The organism is Paenarthrobacter sp. TA1.8 (assembly GCF_048595705.1).
GTDB lineage: Bacteria > Actinomycetota > Actinomycetes > Actinomycetales > Micrococcaceae > Arthrobacter > Arthrobacter nitroguajacolicus.
This window is the reverse complement of record NZ_CP184287.1, coordinates 3,692,305-3,714,872: the sequence shown is the minus strand read 5'-3', so window position 1 is coordinate 3,714,872 and position 22,568 is coordinate 3,692,305. Positions and strand designations below refer to the sequence as shown.

Sequence of the window (22,568 nt, the reverse complement as noted above, 5' to 3'; positions counted from 1 at the left end):
GCCATGACTACCATCCAAGAACGTGTCACCACCACGGCGCCTGTAGTAAAGCGGAAGAAGCGCGACTGGTCAGTGGCCGTCCGCGTCATCGTCTTGCTGATCGCGTCCGTCTTTGTCCTGGGCCCCGTGTTGTGGACGCTGTCCACCTCGCTGCGACCGCCGTCGGAATCCTTCCAGCTGCCGCCCGCCTTCCTGCCGCTGAACCCGGACCTGACCTCATACGAGCAAGTGTTCAAGCAGCTCAACATCGTGGCGCTGGTGGTGAACAGCGCGCTCGTTACGGGCCTCATTGCCGTAGGGCAGATGATCACCGCAGCGTTGGCGGGCTACGCTTTTGCCCACCTTAACTTCCGGGGTCGCGGCGCACTGTTCTCCATTGTTCTGGCCACCATGATGGTGCCCGCGCAGGTCACGATCGTTCCCGTGTTCATGCTGATCCGCGGTGTCGGGCTTTCGGACACATTGCTCGCACTCATCATTCCGGCCATCCCGACGGCGTTCGGCACCTTCCTGATGCGCCAGTACTTCATGGGGTTGCCCGGTGAGCTCGCTGAAGCGGCTGCGATCGACGGCGCCTCGCCGTGGCGGACGTTCCGTTCCGTGTACGCACCGCTGGCCATGCCGGGACTTGCGATCGTGGGCATCCTGGCGTTCAACTTCCACTGGAACGAGTTCTTCAGGCCACTCATCATGACCATCTCCGAGCAGAACTTCACACTGCCACTGGGCTTGGTCTCCCTCCAAGGCAACCTCGGCACCGGAAGCATCTCCGTGGTCCTGGCCGGCGTTGTCCTCTCCATGATTCCCGCGCTGGTGGTGTTCATGTTCGGTCAGCGCGCGCTGCAGGACGGACTCACCGCAGGCACGGGCAAGTAACTTCCTTGAAAGGGGTTCCGTTGACGGACCTTGCACTCTCTTCCTCCCTGGCTTTGGCAGCGACGCACCCGGACCCGGCGTTCCCGCGCTTCCACCCGCGTCCGGCACAGGGCTGGATCAACGACCCCAACGGCATCAGCTACATCAACGGCCGCTACCACGTGTTCTTCCAGTACAACCCTTTGTCCGCGCGACACTCGCAAATCCAGTGGGGGCATGTGAGCTCTGCTGATTTAGTGCACTGGGAAGAATACCCGGTGGCCCTTTCACCGCAGCCCGGCGGTCCGGACTCCGCCGGGTGCTGGACAGGTGTGGTGACATTGGATGGTCTTGTTCCGACTGCTTGCTATTCGGGTGTCCAGGACCACGGCGGTCATTCGCAGGTGGTGATTGCCCGTGGTTCGGCCGATCTGGTGACCTGGAAGCAGGACGGGCACGTTGCTGCGTCCATGCCTGCTGATCCGCTGGTAACCGCTGTGCGCGATCCCTTCATCTTCCACTTCAACGGGGCCCGCTACGCCATGCAAGGTGCCGGCCTGGCCGATGGTCGCGCGGCTTTGCTGCTGTACACGGTGGAGTCCCTTGACGACTGGAAGTACCAGGGGATTTGGCTGACCACCGCCGATCCCGTTGCTGCTGCTCATACGCCGGCCGAAATCTGGGAATGCCCGCAGCTGGTGCAGGTACCTGTCTCCTCTGGTGGCTCGGCGTGGGTCATGATGTTCTCCCTGTGGCTCTCGGGTGACGACCACGAACACGCCAACGGGGTGGGGCACCTGGTCGGGTCCCTCACTGCGGACCCTTTGTCCGGATTGCCGGTGTTTACTCCTTCCTCCGGGGGGAAGTCCGATCTTGGCCGCGACTTCTACGCGCCGCAGATCGTGCAGCTCTCTTATGGTTCAGCTGATTCTTCTCCTGCGGCGCTGCTGTGGGGGTGGGCCAACGAAGGTCCGGGGCGCGATGGTCGCCGTGGCCGCACCCAGGAAGAAATCGACGACGCCGGGTGGTCGGGTGTGTTGACGCATCCCCGCGTTTTCTCGGTGGTTGACGGGGCGCTGGTGGTATCTCCAGTGCCCGAGGTTGAGGCGTATCGGGGTGCTTCCGTGGCTACGCGTGCTGCTGGTTCCGTTGTGGTTCCGGGGTTCGCAGAGGTGCTGGTTCGGGGTGTTTCCGGTGCTTCTTCTGGTGCTGGTGCTGGTGCTGGTTCCGGTTCCGGTTCCGGTTCAGTGGGGCTGGTGCTCGGTTCGGGCGCCGATGCCCAGGTGGTCTACTCAGGTTCCCTGGCAGCGGGCGAAGAGTTGCGGATCTTCGTCGATGCATCCCTTGTTGAGGTGTACCGTTCTGGTTCCGTCGCCACCACCCTTCGGGCCTACCCGGCTCCGGGGGAGGAATGGCAGCTCACCTTGCCCGCTGGCGCGACTGCCGACGTCTGGGAGTTGACGCTCCCAGCGTAGGCGGCAGGCCGGCGTCGTCCGTGTGTTGTGAGGCCCGTTGTGCAGGCTTGGGGTGTGTTTTGGGGTGCAGAGTGGGCCTCGCAACGGGGGGTGTCGTGTGTTGTGAGGCCCGTTGTGCATGCTTGGGGTGTGTTTTGGGGTGCAGAGGGGGCCTCGCAACGGGGGGTGTCGTGTGTTGTGAGGCCCGTTGTGCAGGCTTGGGGTGTGTTTTGGGGTGCAGAGTGGGCCTCGCAACGAGGGGTGTCGTGTGTTGTGGGGCCTGTTGTGCATGCTTGGGGTGTGTTTTGGGGTGCAGAGTGGGCCTCGCAACGAGGGTGTCCGTGTGTATTAGCGGGTGGGCGCTGGGCCGGTTGATTCGCGAGTGACCAGGCGGCAGGGGACCATCGTTTCGGCCGTGGTTCCCTTTCCTGCATCTGTGCCCTCGATCGCGTCCAACAACTTGGTCATGGCTGCCCGGCCGATCTCCCGGAGGGGCAGTGCCATGGTGGTGAGAGAAGGAACCATGGTGTCGGCAATCCGGTTTTCGTCGTCGTAGCCCATGATGGACAGGTCCTCGGGAACGCTGAGTCCCAGGCGCGCTGCGGCGAGGGCGACGCCGACTGCCAGGCGGTCGTTCGCGCACATGATGGCCGTCGGCCGATCAGCCGGGGACACGCCGTCGAGCAGTTTCATGGTGCCGCGGTAACCGGCGTCGATGTCCCAACCGGCCATGAAGATCCGATCTTCACGGATCGGGGTGTCGTCCGCGGCGTGCGCGTCGCGGTAACCCTGAACGCGCAAGCGGGCTGCGGGCGAATCCTCTGACCCGCCCAGCAGCGCGATGTCCCGGTGGCCTAGCGCCAAAAGGTGCTCCGTGGCCTCCCTGCCGCCAGTGAGTTCGTCCGGAATGACGTGATGCAACTGAGGCTGGGCGTGGTTGTCGTAGCAGTTGGCCAGGACCGATGGGACGCGGAGCATCCCGTGCGGGACGTCGATGGGTTTCAGGCCAACGGTCACGTACATGAGCCCATCAACCTGTCGGTCCAGGAGGGTTTCGATGGCGCTCGCATCCCTGGCGGTGTCCCGCTCAGTGTCCATGACGACGGTAACGAACCCGCGGCTTCGGGCCACGTCATCTGCACCGCCGATGATGTTGCCATCGAAGGGGCTGACCACTACTTCATCGGCCAGGATGCCGATCACCCGCGACCGTTGATTCCGCAGGCTCAGGGCGATGGCGTTGGGGGAGTAGTTGAGCTCCTCAGCCGCTTGCCGGATTCGATCTTGGCTTTCCTTGGCCACGTTCCCATCGCCGCGCCCGTTCAGAACCAGCGACACCGCGCTTCTGGAGACGCCCGCCCTTTTGGCGACGTCCAGTGCGGTGGCCTTGCGGTTCATAGGAAAGTCCTTCCGTACTCTATTGTCAGCAGTCTACCTAACGCGTGTGAGGGTTCACCTTGGGCGTTATGTCGAGACCGAGTACCCAAGTTGGGAGTACATCGACTGCATGAAGTTGGACATCCAGATTCCGGTGATCACCATACTGATAACAAACACGGCGATTGTGGCCCACACAGGCCACAGCCCCCGCTTGGGCGCCACTTTGTTGACGATCACAGAGCGGCCGATCACGTATACAAGCGCGCTAAGGAAGGCCCAAGCCCAGTGGAAAGGACGTACGACGCCGGACTTGAGCAGGCGTTGACGGTCCAGGAAAGCGAAAAACACCGAGAGTCCGTAGAACAGGAAGCTTGAACCCATCAGCAGGAAATAAGCGGGGGTGTACATGGAGAAGGGGTCCATGGTGGTAACCCCCTGCCGGGTGGTGATCATCTTGAACTCCGGCTGCCAGGTCAAAAGGAACAGGATGGAGACCAGCGGCATCAAAGTGATTGCCCAGATGAACGGGTTGTACACCGGCGTCTCCGGGCGGAGCTCAGGACGTGGCACCGGAACCGGTGCCTGAAACTGACCGGGTGCCTGGAATTGAGCGGGCGCTTGGTGCGCTGTCCAGGCGCGTCCATCCCACCACCGGACGAAACGAGGGTCCGAAGGATCCGGGTACCAGCCGGCAGGAGTAGTCGAACCGGGCATTGATTGAGTCATTCTTCCCCCACTTTGAGTCGTGGTTCTGAGAATATCGCGATTGCCGGCTCTCGCTTGCCAGGACCCTCTCCCCAGTCACCATGTGGCGGTGTAAGGATGGAGCATGAGCTTCTTCGACGACCTCCCCGAGCAGCCCGCGCGGCCGCGCCAGCCGCAGCCTGTCCAGCCCGGTTGGTACGGGCCGCCGTCGGACGAACTCCCCGGAATTGCGCGCGTTGGCGGGTTCGTCCACAAGAGCGCGCGGATGGTGGTGGTGCTGAAACTCGTGGAGGTTTACTCCACCGGTTGCCTGTTGGACCTGGTGTGGTCGGTGCGGCGGGGCAACGAATCGGACCAGGAATGGCGGGAAATCGTAGAGGAGAGCTACAACCACCCTCGATCCAGCCTGGACACCAGGATGGGGCTCGAATTGGGAGTCGCTTTTCCGGACGGACGCAAGGCTGTCGCTGCCATCCACGGGCCGTCATCCTTCCAAGAGCCCGACGACGTCACTGGCCCTGTTCTGACAACCTTGGGCGGCGGTGGGGGGAGCAACAACGACGAGTATGTCCAGTTCACCGGTCGTTATTGGTTGTGGCCCTTGCCGGTGGAGGAGGACACCACCCTGGTGGTGCGCTGGCAGGCGTTGGGGATACCAGAGAGCTCGTTTGTCCTGCCCGGCGAGCAGTTGGCTGAAGCGCAGGGACGCCTGCTGAACTACTGGAACGAGTAGCTTTTCCACATAGCCGAATTGGCCTGCAGAGGGGGCGGGAGGCCGCCGGTACAGTGGCAATATGCCTGAACTTCCCTCCCTCGAAGAACTCCTCGATTCCGCCCACGTAGTCTCGCTGCCCATGCGCGTGAAGTTCCGGGGCATCATGGAGCGCGAGACACTCCTCTTGCAAGGACCGCACGGTTGGGGTGAGTTCTGTCCCTTCCCCGAATACGACGACGACGAATCCTCCCGCTGGCTCGCGGCCGCCTTGGAAGCGGGCTGGCTGGGTTTCCCCACGCCCCTCAGGGACAAGATTCCGGTCAATGCCACGGTTCCAGCCGTTTCGGCGGAGCGCGTCCCCGAAGTGCTGGCGCGCTTTGGAAGGGTGGATGCGGTCAAGATCAAAGTTGCTGAGCGGGGACAGAGTCTGGGGGACGACGTCGCCCGGGTCAGCGCGGTGCGTGAGGCCCTTCCCAACGCCGCCATCCGCGTGGACGCCAACGGGGGATGGGACATTGCCCAGGCCGTGGAAGCCCTGGGCAAGCTTTCCGCCGTTGAACTCGAGTATGCCGAACAACCTGTTCCCACCATTGAGGGCCTGGCCGAGGTCCGTCGCCGCCTCGCTGCCGCCGGTACGCCAGTCCTTATCGCTGCCGACGAGAGCGTACGGAAGGAAGACGATCCCCTGCGTGTCGCCCGGGCTGGGGCAGCTGACCTCATCGTGGTAAAGGTCGCGCCACTTGGGGGAGTAGCACGGGCACTGGACATCGTGGAGCAGGCAGGGCTGCCCGCCGTCGTGAGTTCCGCGTTGGACACCTCGGTGGGCATACGTGCCGGGCTTGCGCTCGCAGCCGCCCTGCCGTCCCTTCCCTATGCCTGCGGCCTTGGCACCGTTTCGCTGTTCACCTCGGACATCACGTTGGACCCGCTGGTGGCCGACGACGGCGCCATCCAGTTACGCGAAACGGTGGCCGATCCCGGGCTGCTTGAGCAGTATGCGGCACCCGCGGAGCGCCAGGACTGGTGGCGGGATCGACTCAGCCGGGTGCACTCGGTACTGGCGCGAAACAAGCACGGTTTGTTCACCGGGTCTTAACCAGAGCGACCTCTCAATTTCGGTTTCCGCTGAAAAGCTCAGCGGGAACCTCGTACATCCTCTGGAAGGTCTTCCCCCATGTCTGAAACCACCGGACGCACGTTTCCGCTGCTCCCCATGCTCGGCCACACCAAAGGCAAGCGCAGCGCTGTCACCTGCGCGTTGAAGTGCGACAACGCCTGCTCGGGCGATGTCTGCAACACAAGCGCCAACGGATACTTCCGCGATATCGCTTCAACGGCCATGTCCCGCCGCGCAGCCCTGGGGCTCGGCGCAGCAGGAGCGCTCGCCATCGTCCTTGGTGGCGCCGTGACTGGTGGTGACGCCGCCGTGGCCGACTCCGGCAATGGACTTTCTGATGCCGCCAAGAAGGGCTTCGACAAGTCCAAGCTCAAGTTCACTGCCATCAAGCCGGTGGACGCTGCAGTAGACGCCTTCACCGTGCCCGAGGGGTTCGACTGGAAGCCGATCATCCGCTGGGGCGACCCCCTCTTCGCCGACTCGCCGGCCTTTGACCTCAACGCGCAGACTGCAGCCGCCCAAGCACGCCAGTTCGGCTACAACAACGACTACACGGATATCCTGCCGATCCCCGGATCCAAGGATCGCCGTGCCGTGCTCTTCAGCAACCACGAGTACACCAACGAGAACATCATGCTCCCCGCAGGCTTCGACCCGGCCGAGGCGCGGGCAATTGGCCGCGCCGGACACGGGCTGGCCGTGGTGGAACTCGAGCGGAAGAACAAGAACAAGCCATGGAGCTACGTCCAAGGCGCACCCCTGAACCGACGTTTCCTTACCGACACTGTCTACGAGCTGACCGGACCGGCAGCCGCCACCAACCTGGTCAAGACCATTGACGACCCCGCCGGCCGCTGGATCAAGGGCACGCTGGGCAACTGCGCCGGCGGAACAACCCCGTGGGGAACCATCCTCTCCGGTGAGGAGAACTTCAACGGCTACTTCGCTGCCCCTGGCACCAGCGACGGTGACAAGCGCTACGGAATTTCCTCGAAGGCAACCACTCGTCAGTGGGAACTTGATGAGCCGCGCTTCGATACCCGCAACTCGGGCTACGCCAACGAAACCAACCGCTTCGGCTGGATCGTGGAAGTGGACCCCTTCGACCCCACCTCCACCCCCAAGAAGCACTCCGCCATGGGCCGCTTCAAGCACGAGGGCGCCAACGTCATCGTCGCCCCTTCCGGTCACGTAGTTGCTTACATGGGCGACGACGAGCGCTTTGACTACCTCTACAAGTTCGTTTCCAAGGGCAAGTACCAGGCCGGTGACTCCAAGGAAGCACGCAAGAACAACATGGGCCTGCTCTCCGAGGGCGACCTTTACGTGGCTCGCTTCACGGGTGACTCTCCTGCGGACATTGACGGTACCGGCAAGCTTCCCGCAGACGGTGCCTTCGACGGCACCGGCGAATGGCTGCCGCTGGTGGTCAACGGCACCTCGGCTGTGCCGGGCATGACCGTGCCTGAGGTCCTTGTCTACACCCGCATCGCCGCTGACAAGGTTGGGCCCACCAAGATGGACCGTTGCGAAGATGTTGAGCCCAACCCGCGCACGGGTAAGGTCTACGTTGCCTGCACCAACAACACCGATCGCGGCAAAGCCGGCAAGGAAGGCGCCACCGAGGTCAACCCACGCAACCTGAACCGCGATGGCCACGTCGTGGAAATCACCGAAGGACGCGAGCAGACGGGCACCAAATTCAACTGGAACCTCCTGTTGGTGGCCGGCGATCCCGCCAAGAACACCTCCACGTACTTCTCCGGATTCCCGGCCGACAAGGTTTCGCCCATCTCCTGCCCCGATAACGTGGCCTTCGACTCCGTGGGCAACCTCTGGATCTCCACCGACGGTGCTCCCGGCACCATCGGCTACGCGGACGGCCTGTTCAAGGTCACCCTCGAAGGTCCTGAGCGCGGCAAGGTGGAGCAGTTCCTTGCCGTTCCCCGCGACGCCGAAACCTGTGGTCCGATCATCCACGACGAAGAGCGCACCGTGTTCGTCGCCGTGCAGCACCCCGGTGAGGACGGCTCCTTCGCAGCACAGAACTCCTTCTTCCCGGACTACGTGCCTGCCGGGGCTACACCCGCACCGGGCGCGGCAAGGGCTCCGCGTCCCTCCGTGGTGCAGGTCTTCCGCAAGTAACCCCTGTCGTTCCCGATTCTGACGAATGCTCCCCCTCCCGGCTCCCCGGGTGGGGGAGCATTTTGTCGCCCTGAACCTTCTCTCACATCCCTCGTGTTTGGACCCGTCGCTCTCGCACATCCCTCGTGTTTGGCCTGGTCGCTCTTTCACTTCCCGCGGCTCCCTGTCGCCCAAGCCCGCCAGCACCAGTGAGAGAGGCCTGCCGGTTTGGGGCCGGGATGTGAGCGAGCGTTTGGGGCCGGGAGCGCCAATAGACTGGAACGGTGACTTCCCAGGACTCTCTAACATCCATCGGCGCCGCCCGGATCGCCGTTACAGCGCTGCTCGACGGCGGTGTGCGGCACGTGGTGGTGGCGCCGGGTTCGCGTTCAGCGCCCATGGCCTATGCCTTGGCGGAAGCGGAAGCTGCAGGCCGCGTGCGGCTCCACGTGCGCATCGACGAACGGGACGCCGGGTTCACAGCCTTGGGTCTGGCGCTCTCCACCGAGGCGCCGGTGGCTGTGGTCACTACCTCCGGCACAGCGGTGGGCAATCTCCTGCCTGCAGTCATGGAAGCCAACCATTCAGCTGTCCCCGTGATCGTCATCTCGGCAGACCGGCCCGAAGAACTTCACGGAACCGGGGCGAACCAGACCACCATCCAACTGGACCTCTTCGGCGAGCACGTGCGATTCGCCGTCGACGTCCCGGCCGGTGACCACCCACAGAAGGCTGTTGCCACCGCACTCTACGCAGCCACCGGGGCCCTCGAAGACACCCCTCCGGGCCCCGCCCAAGTGAACCTTGCCTTCCGCGATCCATTGGTACCGGCAGACGGCGACGCCCTTCCGGTCGCCGCAGGACACGGGGTGTTCCATTACGACGCCGGTCCCCAAGCGCTGGATCTTCCGGCAGCATCCACCCACCTCGTCGAGCGACGCACTGTGGTCCTCGCGGGCCACGACGCAGGCCCTGTCGCGGAGGCTTTTGCCCGCGCCCATGGCCTGCCGCTGCTGGCGGAACCTTCATCGAACGCACGCTTCGGGCCGAACGCGGTGGGGCCGTACCGGGTACTGTTGGCACATTTCGGACCTGATTCGCCGACGCCGATCGAGCGCGTGGTCCTGTTTGGCCGGGCCACTCTCTCCCGCCCGGTGGCCGCCCTCCTGGCACGTGAGTCTGTTGAGTCCGCCATTTACCAGCCCGTCCCGGTTGCCTGGTACGAGGCCGGCCGGCGGCGTGAAACCCCTATCGAAACGCTGCCCGAGCTAGCCGAATTTGCCGGGCGTGGCTCCGCCGAATGGCTCGTTTCCTGGCTTCTCGCGGGCGCTGCCGCCCAGCATGGCCTCGATGGCGTGTTGTCGGGGGAGAGCCTCGCCAACGGACCATCAGTCGGGGCCACCGTCTGGGAGCATTCCCGCGGACAGCTGGTGCTCGGTTCCTCCAACGGCATCCGCGACGTGGACCTCGCAGGGCAACCTCACACTGAACCCATCGCTACGGTGTACGCCAACCGTGGCCTCGCCGGCATCGACGGCACCATCGCCACGGCCACCGGAATCGCCTTGGGCAGCGGACGCGAAACCACGGTCCTCCTGGGCGACGTCACCTTCCTCCATGACGCCGGCGGGCTGCTCCTCGGCCATGGCGAACCTGTGCCGGACCTCCGCATCGTGGTGCTCAACGACTTCGGGGGCGCGATCTTCAGCCTCCTCGAACACGGGGCGGTTGAGGACTCAGGCGCCTACGGCACCGCCGTCGAGCGCCTCTTTGGCACCCCGCACTCAGTGGACATCGCGGCACTCGCCGCGGCGTACGGCGTCGGACACCAAGCGGTGAGCACGACGGCGGAACTCGCCGCGGCCCTGAAGTCGCCGCTGAAGGGTCGCACCATTGTGGAGGTGCGCGTGGACCGGGCGGGCCTCCGCGAGCTCCATGCCCGGATCAAGGACGCCATCTCGGCCGCAGTGGGCCAAGTCCTGACAGCGGGCTAGTCTCCTGCGACACCCAAATACGCCTGCGCCTCCAAAATCCGCGAACGCTGCGCATGCAGATCCACGCTGCGCGGATTCGGGCATCCCCCGTGAATTTGGGTGTCAGCTAAGACTTTGAGCGTCGTGAACCGGATTGCGCGGCGTCCGAATCTGGGTGTCATTGGTCCGTGTCAGCAGCGGCGGTGGGTCGGGAGTTTCCACATACGGCCGAGAGAGCCTACTCAAGGCACCGGCAAAGCCGAAGGCTGGTGCTATGCGGAGCCTACCCAAATTGATCCTCGCCAAGGACCTGTCACTCATCGGCGGGGATTCCCGGAAACTGTCAGAGGCAGCCAAGGCGGGAAGGCTCGTGAGAATCAGGCATGGGGTGTATGTCGACGCACAGAAGTGGGCGCTGTTGGAGAGTTGGGATCGCTACGCCCTGAGGGTCGAGGCGGCGGCGGAGACATTCACGTCCGCCACCGTGTTCTCACACCATTCCGCGGCCAGCATTCATGGCATTCCGACCATCCTCGGACTACAACCCATTCACGCGCTCAGTTCCTACGCCGGCGGAGGGAGGTCCAGGGCAGGTGTTCGACGGCACTATGTCAGCGATGGTCACCAGGAAGCTGCGGAAACGAACGGTTTCCTGGTGACCAGCCGGATCAGGACGGCATTGGACATCGCAGCCTCCGTGCCATTTGCCGAGGCCGTTGTTCCCATGGATTTCCTTTTATCCCCTGGACGTCGTCGCAAACCAGTAACGAAGGATGAACTGTTGAATGCTATCGATGCCCGGTATTCGAAGGCTGCCGCCAAACGCGTGGCAGCGGTTGTTCAGTTCGCTGTTAAAAATTCAGGTTCGCCGGGGGAGTCCTACTGCAGGGGACTCATGCATCTCGCCGGTTTCGCTGCTCCCGAGTTGCAGTATGAAGTTCGAACGAAAGTAGGCGTCGTCTACACGGACTACTACTGGAAGGACGTCAGGTTGGTGGGAGAATTCGATGGCCGCGAAAAGTACATGAAGGCGGAGTACTTGAAGGGACGTACGCCTTCCCAAGCAGTGATCGAAGAAAAGGACCGCGAGAATGCCATCCGCGCCACCGGCCGAAGTGTGTTCCGGTTGGTGTGGAGTGACTTGACAGTTGGCAAGCTGGAACGCGAGCTTGTGGCAGCCGGGGTTCCCCGCCGCCGTCGTGCTTCATTAGGACACCCAAATTCATAGGCGAGACGGGAACGGGAGGGTGACGCCCAAATATGGGTGTCGCCCTCCCGTTTCAGTGGCGCGAACGAAGATGCGTGGCGCCAGCGAGTTAGGCTTCCTCAACTCCAATGTGCGTGGGATCGAGGACGCGGCGCAGGAATTCCTTGGTGCGCGGTTGGGTGGGGGCGCTGATGACGTTCTCCGCCGGCCCTTCTTCCACCACAACGCCGGCGTCCATGAAGACCACACGGTCGGCAACTTCGCGGGCGAAGCCCATCTCGTGTGTGACCACCAACATGGTCATGCCTTCCTGGGCCAGTTTGCGCATGACGGCAAGGACGTCGCCTACGGTCTCGGGGTCCAGGGCAGACGTGGGCTCATCGAAGAGCATGAGCTGCGGGTCCATGGAAAGTGCACGTGCGATGGCGACGCGCTGCTGCTGGCCACCGGAGAGCTGGTCCGGGAAGCGAACGGCGAGGTGTCCCAGGCCAACGCGTTCCAGGTTGCGGCGCGCCACATCCGAAGCCTCGGACTTGGACCGCTTGAGGACCTTGGTCTGGGAGATGGTGCAGTTGTCCAGGACGCTGAGGTGCGGGAAGAGGTTGAAGTGCTGGAACACCATTCCCACGCTTCGGCGCATCTTGTTGAGGTCTACATCGGGGTCGGTGGCTTCAAACGAACCCACGTTGATGGTGCCCGCGTTCGGCTGCTCAAGCAGGTTGACGCAGCGAAGGAGAGTGGACTTGCCGGAACCCGAAGGTCCGATCAGGCAAACAACCTGGCCCGGTTCAACCGTCAACGAGATGCCTTTGAGGACCTCGTTGCTGCCGTAGGACTTGCGCAGATCCTTGATATTTACGCCGGCGGCGCGAACGGTGGCCGTGCTCCCAGTGGAGTTATTCATGACTGTCCTGCCTATCGCTTGGTCCGCGCGGAGCGGCTTTCGAACTTCCGTGCCAGGAGGCTCAAGGGGATGGTGATGACCAGGTAGAAGGCTCCCGCCACGAGCAGCGGCGTGAGGCCGGCACCGAGGCTGGAGATTCCGTCGCGGCCAAACTTGGTGAGCTCGTACTGGGAAGCGGTAAGGCCCAGGACGTAGATCAGCGAGGAGTCCTTGGTAAGCAGGATGATCTCGTTGGTCAGCGGCGGCAGGACGATCTTGAACGCCTGGGGGATGACGATGGAAACCATGGCCCGCCAGTGCGGCATACCCAGCGAACGGGCGGCTTCCATCTGGCCCTTGGGCACAGCCTGAAGGCCGGCGCGCAGTGTTTCAGCGATGTATGCGGCAGCGACCATACCCAGCGACACCATCACGATGATGTTGACGTCCCACTGGATTCCGAAGGCCAGCGGAACGCCGTAGCCGAACGCGATGAACACCAGCAGGGCCGGAACGCCGCGGAAGAACTCGATGTAGCCGGTGGCAAGCCAGCGGTACAGGGGGAACGAGGAGAGCTTCATCAAGGCGAGCAGGAGGCCGCCGGACAGGCCCACAATAAAGCCGAGGGCCGTGTAGATGAGGGTGTTCTTGAGGCCCACCAGGAAGATATCCGGGAACATCGGGCCGATCTTGGCGAAGTTGAAGACGCTGGTGCCTACCGTCTTCCAGTCCACGGCAATAATTACGGCGGCCACGGCCACAACAAAGATTCCGGCCTGGACGTACAAACTGACTTTGGCTCGTTGACGTGCAGTCATTGCCATGGGGTTCTCGCATTCATGTTGCGCAGGTGGGGCCCCGAAAGGACCTGAACAGATCGTTTCGGGGCCCGCCTGCGTGGATCTCGGGGAGCCGGGGCTCGGACTACTTGGTGGCTTCGCCGAACCAGGTGGTCTCGAACTTCTTCAGGGTGCCGTCGTCGGTGATGCGCTTCAGCGTGGCGTTCACGGCATCCGTCATGGCGGTGTTGCCCTTCTTGATGGAGATGCCCAGCTTCTCGCCCGTTGCGTAGTCTTCAACGCGCTTGAGGTTGGAATCGTCCTTGATGGCGTAGCCGAGGACGGACTGGTTGCCGACGGCGGCGTCGATGGTGCCGGCCTTGAGGGCCTGGACCAGGAGGCCGGAGTCTTCGAACTGCTGGGCGTCAATTCCCTTGTCCTTGGCGTATTGGGCGCCGGTGGTGGCCTGCTGGACGCCCACCTTCTTGCCCTTTGCGCCATCGAGGTTATCGATGCCGGAAGCCGACGTGGCCACGAGGGTCAGGTCGTCGTCCAGGTAAGGAGTGGAGAAGTCCATGACGTTCTTGCGGACGTCAGTGATGGAGATCGAGGAGATGGAGACGTCGCAACCGGTCAGCGCGGTGCCGGTCTCGATGGCTTCGAAGGAGCTGTCCACCACGTTGAGCTCGGCCTTGACATCCTTGGCGAGCTCAGCGGCGATGTCCATGTCGAAGCCGACGATCTTGCCGTCCTTCTGGAATTCGAAGGGCTCGTAAGGAACGTCCGAGCAAACCGTGAGCTTGCCGGCGTTGATGAGCTTGAGGCCCGACTCGGAGGAGGCGGCGGGGGTGGAGGAACCACCACAGGCGGTCAGGGCCAGGGCGCCGGCTGCCAGGACGGCGGCAATCTTGGTGCCGGACAGAACCGAACGGGAGATCTGCATGTTGTTTACCTTTTGTTGCGGTGGATGCTGAACTGAGTCGGTTTTAGTGTAGCGCCGAACGTGAGATGTGCATCACAGGAAACGAAGTTTCACTATTGGATAACAAGTTTACCCAGTTATCAACCTCTCCAGCAGCAGCCGCGTCTGGGATCCCAGATTCAGCGCCTGATGCCCAGCGCTTCAAGCATTGGCCGGAACTTGGCCCACGTTTCGGCCAATTCGGCCTCCGGCTGGGAGCCCTCAACGATCCCGCAGCCCGCGTACAGGCGCACCGTGTTGGCATCTTCGATGACCGCGCCGCGGAGCGCGATACCCCATTCACCGTTCCCTGCAGCGTCGAGCCAACCCACCGGTCCGGCGTACGGGCCACGGTCCAGATGCTCGAGTTTGCGGATCAGCGCGCCAGCTATCAGCGTGGGCGTCCCGCAGACCGCCGCCGTGGGATGCAAAGCGTTGATCAGGGCAAGGCAAGTGGGGACGTGTCCCTCGATATCCGCCAGCTCAGCCTTCACGTCCGAGGCCAAATGCCACACATTGGGCAGCTCCAGAATGAACGGTTCGCTATGGGAATTCATCGCCTCCGAGAAAGGAGCCAACTGCCGCGTGAGCGAATCGATGGCGATCTCGTGTTCGTGCCGCTGCTTTTCCGAACCGGCCAGAACCCGTTCCGCATATTCCATGGGGGAGCCGTCCATGCCGTCGGCATCGCGGCGATCCAAGGTTCCGGCCAGCACGCGGGCCTGTGCAGTGCGGCCCTCCACCTGAATCAGCATCTCCGGCGTAGCACCCACGAGCCCATCCACACCATACGTCCAGCATTCCCGGTACCTTGCGGCGAGCTGACGAAGCACCTCCGCAGCGTTCACGCCCTCGGGGAGGTTGGCCACGACGTCGCGCGCCAGCACAAGCTTCTCCAGCTTCCCGGCGCGGATCTCCTCCACGCCGTTGGAGACTGCCTGCATCCAGGCAGCCTCGCTCAGGGAACCACGGCTAAGGTGACCCGCGGAACCGTCCGCAGCAACCGCCTCCGGTGAGAGCCCGACGTCGGACCCTCCTGCCGCTGAACCGTCACCGTTGGGCTCCGGCTCAGTGAGCCAGCGGTCCACCGAGGCGAGGACGCCCGCCTCGGTGAGGGGGCCGTCGTCGAACGTTAACTGGGTGGCCCAGGCGCGGCCGTCGCGGATGCCAACCACCAGCTCGGGAAGAATCAGGCGGGAAACGTGCGGAGAGGTTTTGGAGAAGGCGAACGAGCCGAAAGCCACAGGGCCCGTGCCCGGGACCTCAACGTGGTCCGTGATTTCCGCCTCAAGAATGAGGTGCCGCCACCAGATATCGGCCTCAAGGAATCTCTCGGGGCCGGTGGCATTGAAGCGCGTTAGCTCGCCGTAGCCCACCAGGCCGGCCTCGCGGCGGGACCAGCAAAGGACGTCGTCCCGCACCAGAAACGACGGCAGCCCCCCGGAGGATGATTCAACATCGAGGGGGACTGTCAAGGTACGGAGCGTGCTCGTCATGATGGAACAACAGTACTCCCGCGCGCAGCCAGAATCTGAGCCGACTTCTACAGCGCAGCAAAGTCGGCTGAATGTCTGAGACAATTACAGGGTGAACCGAGCATCCTTGGAAAAGCGTCCGGACGAAGTTGCGACGATGTTTGATGATGTCGCCCCAAAATACGACGTCGTCAATGATGTCCTGTCCATGGGGCAGACGCGGCGTTGGCGGCGGATCGTGGTTGACGCCATGGATGTGAAGGTAGGCCAGAAGGTCCTTGACCTGGCTGCCGGCACAGGAACTTCCAGCGAACCCTACGCTGATGCAGGCGTGGACGTAGTGGCCTGCGACTTCTCCTTGGGCATGCTCAAAGTGGGCAAGCGCCGCCGCCCGGACATTGACTTCATCGCCGGCGACGCCACCAACCTGCCGTTCGCTGACAACAGCTTCGACGCTTCCACCATTTCCTTCGGCCTCCGCAACGTGGTGGAACCCCGCAAGGCCCTCGAGGAAATGCTGCGCGTGACCAAGCCCGGCGGCCGGCTGGTCATCGCCGAGTTCTCCCACCCCGTGGTTCCGCTGTGGCGCAACCTCTACACCGAATACCTGATGCGTGCGCTCCCGGCGATCGCCACCAAGGTCTCCTCCAACCCGGACGCCTACGTGTACCTCGCCGAGTCCATTCGTGCCTGGCCGGACCAGGACCACTTGGCCCAGTGGCTCAGTGATGCCGGCTGGACGGACATCACGTACCGCAACCTCAGCGGCGGCATCGTTGCTGTCCACCGTGCACAGAAGCCCGGCGAGCACCGCGAAAGTGTTCCCGTGGCAAAGCTCCGCCGCCAGATAAAGCCGCGCCACCAAGCCGGCTAACCAGCACTGCCTGTTGAATTAGGACGTTGTGAAAGTACTGATTGTTGGCGCGGGCCCGGCCGGGTCCACCGCTGCGTATTACCTCGCCCAGCAGGGCATCGATGTCACGGTGCTGGAAAAGACTTCCTTTCCCCGTGAAAAGGTATGCGGCGATGGCCTGACTCCGCGCGCCGTCCGCGAGATCCAGAAGCTCGGGCTGCCCCACGCGGTCTCCGAAGGATGGAGGCGCAACAAGGGCCTCCGCCTCATTGCCGGCGGCCGCACCATTGAACTTCCTTGGCCCGAGGTAGCTGACTTTCCCACGTACGGCCTGATCCGGACCCGCCTCGGTTTTGACGAGGACCTGGCCCGTCACGCTCAGTCCGCGGGCGCCGTCGTGCTTGAACGTCACAGCGTCACCTCCGCGTTGACGGCTGAAGATGGCCGGGTGATCGGCGCCCGGGCTTCCATCCTGGACGAGTCCGGACGCAAGACCGGCGAAACGCGCGACTTCCACGCCGACGTCGTACTCGCCGCGGACGGAAACTCGACACGAACCGCGGTGTCGCTGGGTATGCACAAGCGTGACGACCGTCCGCTGGGCGTCGCGGTGCGCACGTACTTCACCTCGCCCAGGCACGACGACGACTGGATGGAAGGCTGGCTGGAACTTCCCGGCAAGTCCGGTAAGCCGCTGCCCGGCTACGGCTGGGTGTTTGGTGTTGGCGACGGGACGTCCAACGTGGGCCTCGGCATCCTGAACTCGTCCAAGGAATTCGGCAAGCTCGACTACAAGCAGGTTCTCCGCGAATGGACCGCCAGCATGCCCTCCGATTGGGGCTTCACGCCGGAAAACCAGGTGGGCGAGATCCGCGGCGCCGCGCTGCCTATGGGCTTCAACCGCACGCCGCACTACTCACCCGGGCTGCTCCTGCTGGGCGACGCCGGGGGAATGGTGTCCCCGTTCAACGGCGAGGGCATTTCCTACGCGATGGAATCGGCCCGGTTCGCGGCCGAGTTCTTGATTGACGCTTCTTCGCGGTCGGCTTCGGCCGGTTGGTCCACGCACGACGCCGATGCCCACCTTTCGCGGTACGCGGACTATGTGCGGGACCAGTGGGGATCGCACTTCACGCTGGGCCGGATGTTTGCTTCCTTGATCGGGAAGCCTGCCGTGATGAAACTTGCACTGCGTACGGGCATGCCAATTCCGGTGCTCATGCGCTTTGTGGTTCGAATGCTCGCGAACCTCACGGATCCGTCCGCCAAGGGCTTCGAAGACCGCGTAATCCGGGTCCTCGAGATGCTGGTTCCGGCTACGTCCAACACTTCCCCTGCCAGCGCCCTTACGCCGGCAGGCACCGACTCCGCGGTTTCCGCAACAACTAGTTAGGGTTAACCCGTGACGAACTCTGCCGAACACAGCTGGACGCATGCCGGGCACGGCTTGCCGCAGGCTGTTGAGCCTGCTCCCAACACCACTGCAATCGCAACGGGACTCCAGCTGCCCGCCGGATTCGCTGCCATTGCGGGCGATCCCGAGCTCGGCCCTGCCATCACCACCAACCTTGCCCGGGTGGAGAAGAAGCTCCGCGAAGCCATCTCCAACTCGGACCCATTGGCTGACGCGACGTCGCGCCACCTGGTAGAGGCCGGCGGAAAGCGCATCCGTCCGCTGCTTACTCTGCTGTGTGCCCACCTCGGCGATGCTTCACGTCCCGAGGTTGTCCAGGCCGCTGTTGTGGTGGAACTGACGCACCTTGCCACGCTGTACCACGACGACGTGATGGACTCAGCTCCGTTCCGCCGCGGTGCTCCCACCGCCCACGAGGTATGGGGCAACTCGGTGGCCATCCTTACTGGCGACCTCATCTTCGCCCGCGCTTCCATCCTGGTGTCCGAGCTCGGTTCGCGTGCCCTTGGCATCCAGGCCCGCACGTTTGAGCGCTTGTGCCTCGGCCAGCTCCACGAAACCGTGGGCCCTCGCGAAGACGAAGATCCCGTAGAGCACTACCTGTCCGTCATTGCTGACAAGACCGGCTCACTGGTTGCAGCGTCCGGCCAGCTCGGCGCGATCTTCGCCGGTGCAGACGAGTCCTTCGAGGACCTGCTGGTGGAGTACGGCGAGAAGGTCGGCGTCGCCTTCCAGCTCGCCGACGACGTCATCGATGTCACCGGTGTGAAGGTCAAGTCCGGCAAGTCCCCGGGCACCGACCTCCGCGAAGGTGTTCCCACGTTGCCTGTCCTGCTGCTTCGCCGTGATGCTGCCGCGGGCGATGCCTCGGCCAGTGCACTTCTGGAACTGGTGGACGGCGACTTGTCCTCCGACTCGGCTCTGGCTGAGGTTGTTGCCGGTCTGCGCGAGCATCCTGTCACCGAGGAGTCCTGGAAGATCGCCCGCCAGTGGTCCGCCGAGGCAGTTGCCGCCCTGGAGCCGCTGCCGGAGGGTGTAGTGAAGGCCTCACTGACCAACTTTGCCCACGCAGTGGTGGACCGCAGCAGCTAGTTTTCTTTTTGGGTTGGCGGACTTTTCATAGGCCGGGCGCCTGCTTTTTGTTTCCCCACATTTTGGGCCCGCAGCCGTGGTGGATCCTGTACCTTCACCACCCACTCTGATCCTGCGAGGGTGGTGACACGCCGGTGGTTGCGGTGTGTTGTGCCCTCGGTGGAATCAAAGTGGGTGCTGGCCGTACGCGCCCGAACGTTTAGTCCCCGGAAAAACGGAATGGCCCCGGCTCGCTGCAACGTTACGAGTCATACGCTGCACCGAACCGGGACCACAATCTCCGTTCGCATCAGACCCACCGGAGGCATTTAGTGGATCCGTGAAAAGCTTATGACAATCCTGTCACATATGCAACTCCCTGCGTCAATGGTTTTCCCGTTCCCGCAGCGCGATTTACAGCCAAGCGCCGATCCTCCACCACCAACTTTGAATTTCGGAGGTGGGGGACTCGCCGGAGTTAGTGTGTGTCATAACCTCAGGGCCGCCAAACCAAGTGGTGGAGGTACACGGAGTTGTCCACATAGGGAACTTCTCAGCAACCGCAGGGTCCCTGCCGAACTCAGCATGGCTACATGGACATCGACAATTTCCTCCGAAGCCGGCGCGGAGCAGCAACAACGTCCACTCTGATGACCGCGGGCTTCACTCGCCGCATGCTCGCAAACGCGGTGAGGGACGGAGTAGTCAACCGCCTTCATCGCGGCGTCTACACGTCCCGGGCATCGGACCCCGACGTCGTTGCCGCCTTTCGAGCCGACGGCTTACTTACCTGCGTCTCGGCGGCGCGCTTCTATGGTCTCTGGACCCTGGGAGGGGTAGACGCTCTCCATCTCAGCTGCAGTACTGGACTAACAAGGCGGGGTGTAGTCCACCACGGAGGCTGCCTACACCCGGCTCATCCATATCTACCAGTCGCCGGGGTAGCGGATGTCCTAATCCACGCCCTCCGATGTTTGCCTGAACTGGAAGCACTCGTCATGGTGCAGAGTGCCGTCAGCCAAGCACTGCTGTCCATAGATTTCCTGAAATCAAAGCTTCCGGGCAACAGGAATGGCAAGGTTCGGGAAATCCTGGACTTGGTTTTGCCTCGGGCCGACTCGCTCCTGGAAGTACTCGCGCACACCCACTTCACCAGAGCAGGTCTTAAAGTCCAGATGCACGTGGATGTCCCGGGCGTAGGGGAGGTGGACTGCTTGGTAACGAATGCCTGATTGTAGAACTCGACGGCGGCACGCACCTTGAGGGAAAACAGGTCAAGAAGGATCAATATAGGAACAACGCAGCCATGCGCAGAGGCCTATTGACCCTCCATTACTACTACGTCGACGTCGTTCATCACCCAGAGAGGATGGTCGCCGAAGTCATGGCAGTTCTGCGCAACAGGGAAGTTGGCCGCTACGCGCCGGCGAGGTACGCGCCTGGGTGGGTGCCGCCGTCGTAAGTTCCCTCTGGGCCTGTACCGCCATCACCAACTTTGGCCACAAACTTCCGGCGACACCCCCTGAAGCGGCGTGTCGGGGCAGGTCCATAATCAAAGTAGGTGGTGGCCGCACAGGCCCTCAAAGCAAAACAGCCCCTTCCCAACCCGGAATGGGTGGGAAGGGGCTGCTCCAAAACGGGAAGTTAGTCTTCGTCGTCGTTGAATGCCCACTCGAACATGTCGAACACGAACTCGGAGAACGTGCCTTCTTCGCTCTTCCACTGGCCGCGGGCGTTGTTGCGGCGCCAGACGATAGGGTCCGGGATGCTGAGGTCGGCGGTGCGGAAGCCCCAGGTGAACTGTTCGTCCTCGTCCTCCAGGAACATGAGGAAGCCTTCGTCGTCCACCTCGAGTTCCTCGGGATCCCAGAAGTAGTGGTAGGCCTCCATGAGGTCCTCGCAGCCGCCGATTGCAAGGTAGAACTCGCGCAGAACCAGCGGGATGGTGAAGGAGTGATCGGAGAGGGCGTCGTCCAGTTCGTCGGGCCTGAGGCCGTCTTCTTCCTGCCATTCATCCTCGAGATACTTTGGGACCAGCGCGCGGAACTTCTCGAGGAACATGTCAGTCATGCTCTTATCCTAGCTAATCCCGGGCACCGGAAATTGCGCCCCCACCGGTGCCTGCGCGATGCCAACCACGCACGGCCAGGGGCACATACCAGCCGCGGCGCCAGGCGGTCACCCGGAAAGTGAAAACAACACCGGCAATGACACAGGCCGTAAGCCCGCTGAACAGGCCAAGGTGCCACATCAACGTGGTCAAACCGGCGCCCACGAAGGCAGGCAGTGCATAGATATCGCGGTTGTTGAACAGGGTGGGGATTTCGTTGGCGGTGATGTCACGGAGCAGGCCGCCGCCCACTCCCGTGGTGACGCCCAACAGGATTGCAGCCACCGGGTTCATCCCCGCACTGATGGCTTTCAGGGTGCCGGTGATGCAAAACAACGCCAATCCGCCGGCGTCGAAAAGCGTTAAGAGGGACGTGAAACGCTGCACCGACGAGAAAAGGTAGTAGACCAGCAGGGCAGCCAGCACGGGCGGTGCCAGATAGGCAGGATTCGTGAAGGCGATCGGGGGGCCGGCATTGATCACGATGTCGCGGATTACCCCACCGCCCAGCGCCGCGATGGAAGCGAGGAGCACCGAACCAACAAAGTCGAACTGCTTCCGGGCGGCCAACAACGAGCCCGACACAGCAAAAAAGAACACGCCGATGAGGTCAAGCCAAAGAAGAACAATGTCAAAGGAAATCAAGTGGACTGGTTCTTTCTTAACGTGCTTCACAACAGGTGCTGGCTCAACGTTACGCTAGCTCCCATGAACAGCCCCGTTTTGATCGCTTGCGCCCACGGAACCCGCAACGCCGAAGGCCAGGCTGCCATCCGACGCGTGATGGCTGAAATTGAAACTCTCCGCCCCGGTTTGCGCGTTGTTGAAGCGTACGTTGACGTCCAGGAACCCGAGTTGGGCGGTGTGGTGGAGGGCCTGCCCGAGGGGACTGCCGCCGTCGTCGTACCGCTTTTGCTCTCAACGGGCTTTCACATCAAGGTGGACGTTCCCAAAGCCATCAAGAGCCGCCCCGAGGTAGTGGCTGCCAAGCCGCTGGGACCGGATCCCCGTCTGGCTGAGCTGTTGACCACGCACCTGCGTGCGGCTGGACTGCAGGAGAACGACGGCGTGCTGCTGGCCGCCGCGGGATCGTCCCTTGCGGACGGCTCGGTGGACTCGGAAGAGCAGGCGCGCCTCCTCGGTGAGCTGCTGCCCAACAAGGTCCGGGTCGCCTATGGCGCCAGCGCCCAGCCAACAGTGCCCGACGGCGTCGCCTCCTTGCGTGCCGAACTCGCCGCCGACGGTGGGACCGGAAGGGTCTTCATTGCCTCCTACCTGCTGGCGACCGGTTATTTCCACGACCAACTGGCAAAGGCCGGCGCGGACATTGTGTCGGCTCCTTTGCTTCCGTCGACGGTGCTGGCAGAGATCGCGCTGGAACGTTACGACGCAGTGTTGGAAAGGCTCTCCTAACCTTTATTCACGCGGGAAAAGCGCCAAATGGACCTGCACAAAACAGGTCCTTCGGACAAGGCCGCTGGCGTGTTCGTGA

21 protein-coding genes and 1 pseudogene are annotated in these 22,568 nt (G+C 63.1%); 14 read left to right on the top strand and 8 right to left on the bottom strand.

Annotated elements, in window-relative coordinates:
• The first annotated feature begins 3 nt into the window (after nucleotides 1-3).
• A complete protein-coding gene (locus ACNAOT_RS17310) occupies nucleotides 4-876 on the top strand; it encodes a carbohydrate ABC transporter permease (RefSeq protein ID WP_178997413.1) in 873 nt (290 codons plus the stop codon).
• A 20-nt stretch (nucleotides 877-896) separates the two neighbouring features.
• Nucleotides 897-2,330, top strand: a complete 1,434-nt coding sequence (locus tag ACNAOT_RS17305) for a glycoside hydrolase family 32 protein (RefSeq protein WP_420178712.1) — start codon at nucleotides 897-899, stop codon at nucleotides 2,328-2,330.
• Between the two features lie 327 nt (nucleotides 2,331-2,657).
• Here ACNAOT_RS17305 and ACNAOT_RS17300 read toward each other — a convergent pair whose 3' ends face one another.
• Together ACNAOT_RS17300 and ACNAOT_RS17295 are read right to left on the bottom strand one after the other, a co-directional pair.
• On the bottom strand, nucleotides 2,658-3,707 hold the full coding sequence (locus ACNAOT_RS17300) for a LacI family DNA-binding transcriptional regulator (protein WP_091469277.1): 1,050 nt from the start codon (nucleotides 3,705-3,707) through the stop codon (nucleotides 2,658-2,660).
• Between the two features lie 66 nt (nucleotides 3,708-3,773).
• Nucleotides 3,774-4,415: a DUF2510 domain-containing protein gene (locus tag ACNAOT_RS17295; RefSeq protein ID WP_420178711.1), complete on the bottom strand. Its 642-nt coding sequence runs from the start codon at nucleotides 4,413-4,415 to the stop codon at nucleotides 3,774-3,776.
• Nucleotides 4,416-4,518: 103 nt separating this feature from the next.
• Between ACNAOT_RS17295 and ACNAOT_RS17290 the strand changes: the two genes are divergently transcribed.
• The 5 genes from ACNAOT_RS17290 (at nucleotide 4,519) to ACNAOT_RS17270 (ending at nucleotide 11,551) form a co-directional block, all read left to right on the top strand.
• Complete coding sequence (locus ACNAOT_RS17290; protein ID WP_420178710.1) at nucleotides 4,519-5,127, top strand: hypothetical protein; 609 nt, start codon at nucleotides 4,519-4,521, stop codon at nucleotides 5,125-5,127.
• 61 nt (nucleotides 5,128-5,188) lie between these two features.
• Complete coding sequence (locus ACNAOT_RS17285) at nucleotides 5,189-6,205, top strand: o-succinylbenzoate synthase (RefSeq protein WP_420178709.1); 1,017 nt, start codon at nucleotides 5,189-5,191, stop codon at nucleotides 6,203-6,205.
• A 78-nt stretch (nucleotides 6,206-6,283) separates the two neighbouring features.
• Nucleotides 6,284-8,371 carry a PhoX family protein gene (locus tag ACNAOT_RS17280; protein WP_420178708.1) on the top strand — a complete coding sequence of 696 codons (2,088 nt, stop codon included), beginning with the start codon at nucleotides 6,284-6,286 and terminating at the stop codon, nucleotides 8,369-8,371.
• A 263-nt stretch (nucleotides 8,372-8,634) separates the two neighbouring features.
• The gene (gene menD / locus ACNAOT_RS17275; RefSeq protein ID WP_420178707.1) at nucleotides 8,635-10,344 is read left to right on the top strand and encodes a 2-succinyl-5-enolpyruvyl-6-hydroxy-3-cyclohexene-1-carboxylic-acid synthase; all 1,710 of its coding nucleotides are present in this window, start codon (nucleotides 8,635-8,637) and stop codon (nucleotides 10,342-10,344) included.
• Nucleotides 10,345-10,597: 253 nt separating this feature from the next.
• Entirely contained in the window at nucleotides 10,598-11,551 is a 954-nt protein-coding gene (locus tag ACNAOT_RS17270) for a hypothetical protein (RefSeq protein WP_420178706.1), read from the top strand.
• A gap of 88 nt (nucleotides 11,552-11,639) precedes the next feature.
• Here ACNAOT_RS17270 and ACNAOT_RS17265 read toward each other — a convergent pair whose 3' ends face one another.
• The 4 genes from ACNAOT_RS17265 to ACNAOT_RS17250 form a co-directional block, all read right to left on the bottom strand.
• Nucleotides 11,640-12,434 (bottom strand): amino acid ABC transporter ATP-binding protein, encoded by a 795-nt coding sequence (locus tag ACNAOT_RS17265; RefSeq protein ID WP_420178705.1) that lies wholly within the window; start codon nucleotides 12,432-12,434, stop codon nucleotides 11,640-11,642.
• Nucleotides 12,435-12,445: 11 nt separating this feature from the next.
• Entirely contained in the window at nucleotides 12,446-13,237 is a 792-nt protein-coding gene (locus ACNAOT_RS17260) for an amino acid ABC transporter permease (protein ID WP_017197162.1), read from the bottom strand.
• Between the two features lie 100 nt (nucleotides 13,238-13,337).
• Nucleotides 13,338-14,135, bottom strand: a complete 798-nt coding sequence (locus ACNAOT_RS17255; protein ID WP_178997396.1) for an ABC transporter substrate-binding protein — start codon at nucleotides 14,133-14,135, stop codon at nucleotides 13,338-13,340.
• A gap of 158 nt (nucleotides 14,136-14,293) precedes the next feature.
• Nucleotides 14,294-15,649 (bottom strand): isochorismate synthase, encoded by a 1,356-nt coding sequence (locus ACNAOT_RS17250; RefSeq protein ID WP_420178704.1) that lies wholly within the window; start codon nucleotides 15,647-15,649, stop codon nucleotides 14,294-14,296.
• A gap of 91 nt (nucleotides 15,650-15,740) precedes the next feature.
• On the opposite strand from ACNAOT_RS17250, the gene ACNAOT_RS17245 reads away from it, so the two are divergent.
• From ACNAOT_RS17245 to ACNAOT_RS17220, 6 genes and pseudogenes are all read left to right on the top strand, one after another.
• Nucleotides 15,741-16,502, top strand: coding sequence for a demethylmenaquinone methyltransferase (locus ACNAOT_RS17245; protein ID WP_017197159.1), 762 nt, complete (start codon nucleotides 15,741-15,743; stop codon nucleotides 16,500-16,502).
• A gap of 28 nt (nucleotides 16,503-16,530) precedes the next feature.
• Nucleotides 16,531-17,874 carry a geranylgeranyl reductase family protein gene (locus ACNAOT_RS17240; protein ID WP_420178703.1) on the top strand — a complete coding sequence of 448 codons (1,344 nt, stop codon included), beginning with the start codon at nucleotides 16,531-16,533 and terminating at the stop codon, nucleotides 17,872-17,874.
• Nucleotides 17,875-17,883: 9 nt separating this feature from the next.
• The gene (locus tag ACNAOT_RS17235; RefSeq protein WP_420178702.1) at nucleotides 17,884-18,987 is read left to right on the top strand and encodes a polyprenyl synthetase family protein; all 1,104 of its coding nucleotides are present in this window, start codon (nucleotides 17,884-17,886) and stop codon (nucleotides 18,985-18,987) included.
• A 572-nt stretch (nucleotides 18,988-19,559) separates the two neighbouring features.
• Nucleotides 19,560-19,640: pseudogene (locus ACNAOT_RS17230) on the top strand (hypothetical protein); the annotation flags it as partial.
• A gap of 324 nt (nucleotides 19,641-19,964) precedes the next feature.
• A complete protein-coding gene (locus ACNAOT_RS17225) occupies nucleotides 19,965-20,198 on the top strand; it encodes a hypothetical protein (RefSeq protein WP_420181220.1) in 234 nt (77 codons plus the stop codon).
• Nucleotides 20,177-20,428 carry a DUF559 domain-containing protein gene (locus ACNAOT_RS17220; RefSeq protein WP_420181186.1) on the top strand — a complete coding sequence of 84 codons (252 nt, stop codon included), beginning with the start codon at nucleotides 20,177-20,179 and terminating at the stop codon, nucleotides 20,426-20,428. Before ACNAOT_RS17225 ends, ACNAOT_RS17220 begins: the two co-directional genes overlap by 22 nt.
• Before the next feature lie 182 nt (nucleotides 20,429-20,610).
• Here ACNAOT_RS17220 and ACNAOT_RS17215 read toward each other — a convergent pair whose 3' ends face one another.
• Together ACNAOT_RS17215 and ACNAOT_RS17210 are read right to left on the bottom strand one after the other, a co-directional pair.
• Complete coding sequence (locus tag ACNAOT_RS17215) at nucleotides 20,611-21,036, bottom strand: hypothetical protein (protein WP_420178701.1); 426 nt, start codon at nucleotides 21,034-21,036, stop codon at nucleotides 20,611-20,613.
• Between the two features lie 13 nt (nucleotides 21,037-21,049).
• On the bottom strand, nucleotides 21,050-21,721 hold the full coding sequence (locus ACNAOT_RS17210) for a trimeric intracellular cation channel family protein (RefSeq protein ID WP_420178700.1): 672 nt from the start codon (nucleotides 21,719-21,721) through the stop codon (nucleotides 21,050-21,052).
• On the opposite strand from ACNAOT_RS17210, the gene ACNAOT_RS17205 reads away from it, so the two are divergent.
• Nucleotides 21,722-22,489, top strand: coding sequence for a sirohydrochlorin chelatase (locus tag ACNAOT_RS17205; RefSeq protein ID WP_420178699.1), 768 nt, complete (start codon nucleotides 21,722-21,724; stop codon nucleotides 22,487-22,489).
• Nucleotides 22,490-22,568: the final 79 nt, after the last annotated feature.

Coding starts and splice junctions, on each gene's coding strand:
- ACNAOT_RS17310 (WP_178997413.1), top strand. CDS start 4: ATGACTACCATCCAAGAACGTGTCACCACCACGGCGCCTGTAGTAAAG.
- ACNAOT_RS17300 (WP_091469277.1), bottom strand. CDS start 3,707: ATGAACCGCAAGGCCACCGCACTGGACGTCGCCAAAAGGGCGGGCGTC.
- ACNAOT_RS17295 (WP_420178711.1), bottom strand. CDS start 4,415: ATGACTCAATCAATGCCCGGTTCGACTACTCCTGCCGGCTGGTACCCG.
- ACNAOT_RS17290 (WP_420178710.1), top strand. CDS start 4,519: ATGAGCTTCTTCGACGACCTCCCCGAGCAGCCCGCGCGGCCGCGCCAG.
- ACNAOT_RS17285 (WP_420178709.1), top strand. CDS start 5,189: ATGCCTGAACTTCCCTCCCTCGAAGAACTCCTCGATTCCGCCCACGTA.
- ACNAOT_RS17280 (WP_420178708.1), top strand. CDS start 6,284: ATGTCTGAAACCACCGGACGCACGTTTCCGCTGCTCCCCATGCTCGGC.
- ACNAOT_RS17270 (WP_420178706.1), top strand. CDS start 10,598: ATGCGGAGCCTACCCAAATTGATCCTCGCCAAGGACCTGTCACTCATC.
- ACNAOT_RS17265 (WP_420178705.1), bottom strand. CDS start 12,434: ATGAATAACTCCACTGGGAGCACGGCCACCGTTCGCGCCGCCGGCGTA.
- ACNAOT_RS17260 (WP_017197162.1), bottom strand. CDS start 13,237: ATGGCAATGACTGCACGTCAACGAGCCAAAGTCAGTTTGTACGTCCAG.
- ACNAOT_RS17255 (WP_178997396.1), bottom strand. CDS start 14,135: ATGCAGATCTCCCGTTCGGTTCTGTCCGGCACCAAGATTGCCGCCGTC.
- ACNAOT_RS17250 (WP_420178704.1), bottom strand. CDS start 15,649: ATGACGAGCACGCTCCGTACCTTGACAGTCCCCCTCGATGTTGAATCA.
- ACNAOT_RS17225 (WP_420181220.1), top strand. CDS start 19,965: ATGGTGCAGAGTGCCGTCAGCCAAGCACTGCTGTCCATAGATTTCCTG.
- ACNAOT_RS17215 (WP_420178701.1), bottom strand. CDS start 21,036: ATGACTGACATGTTCCTCGAGAAGTTCCGCGCGCTGGTCCCAAAGTAT.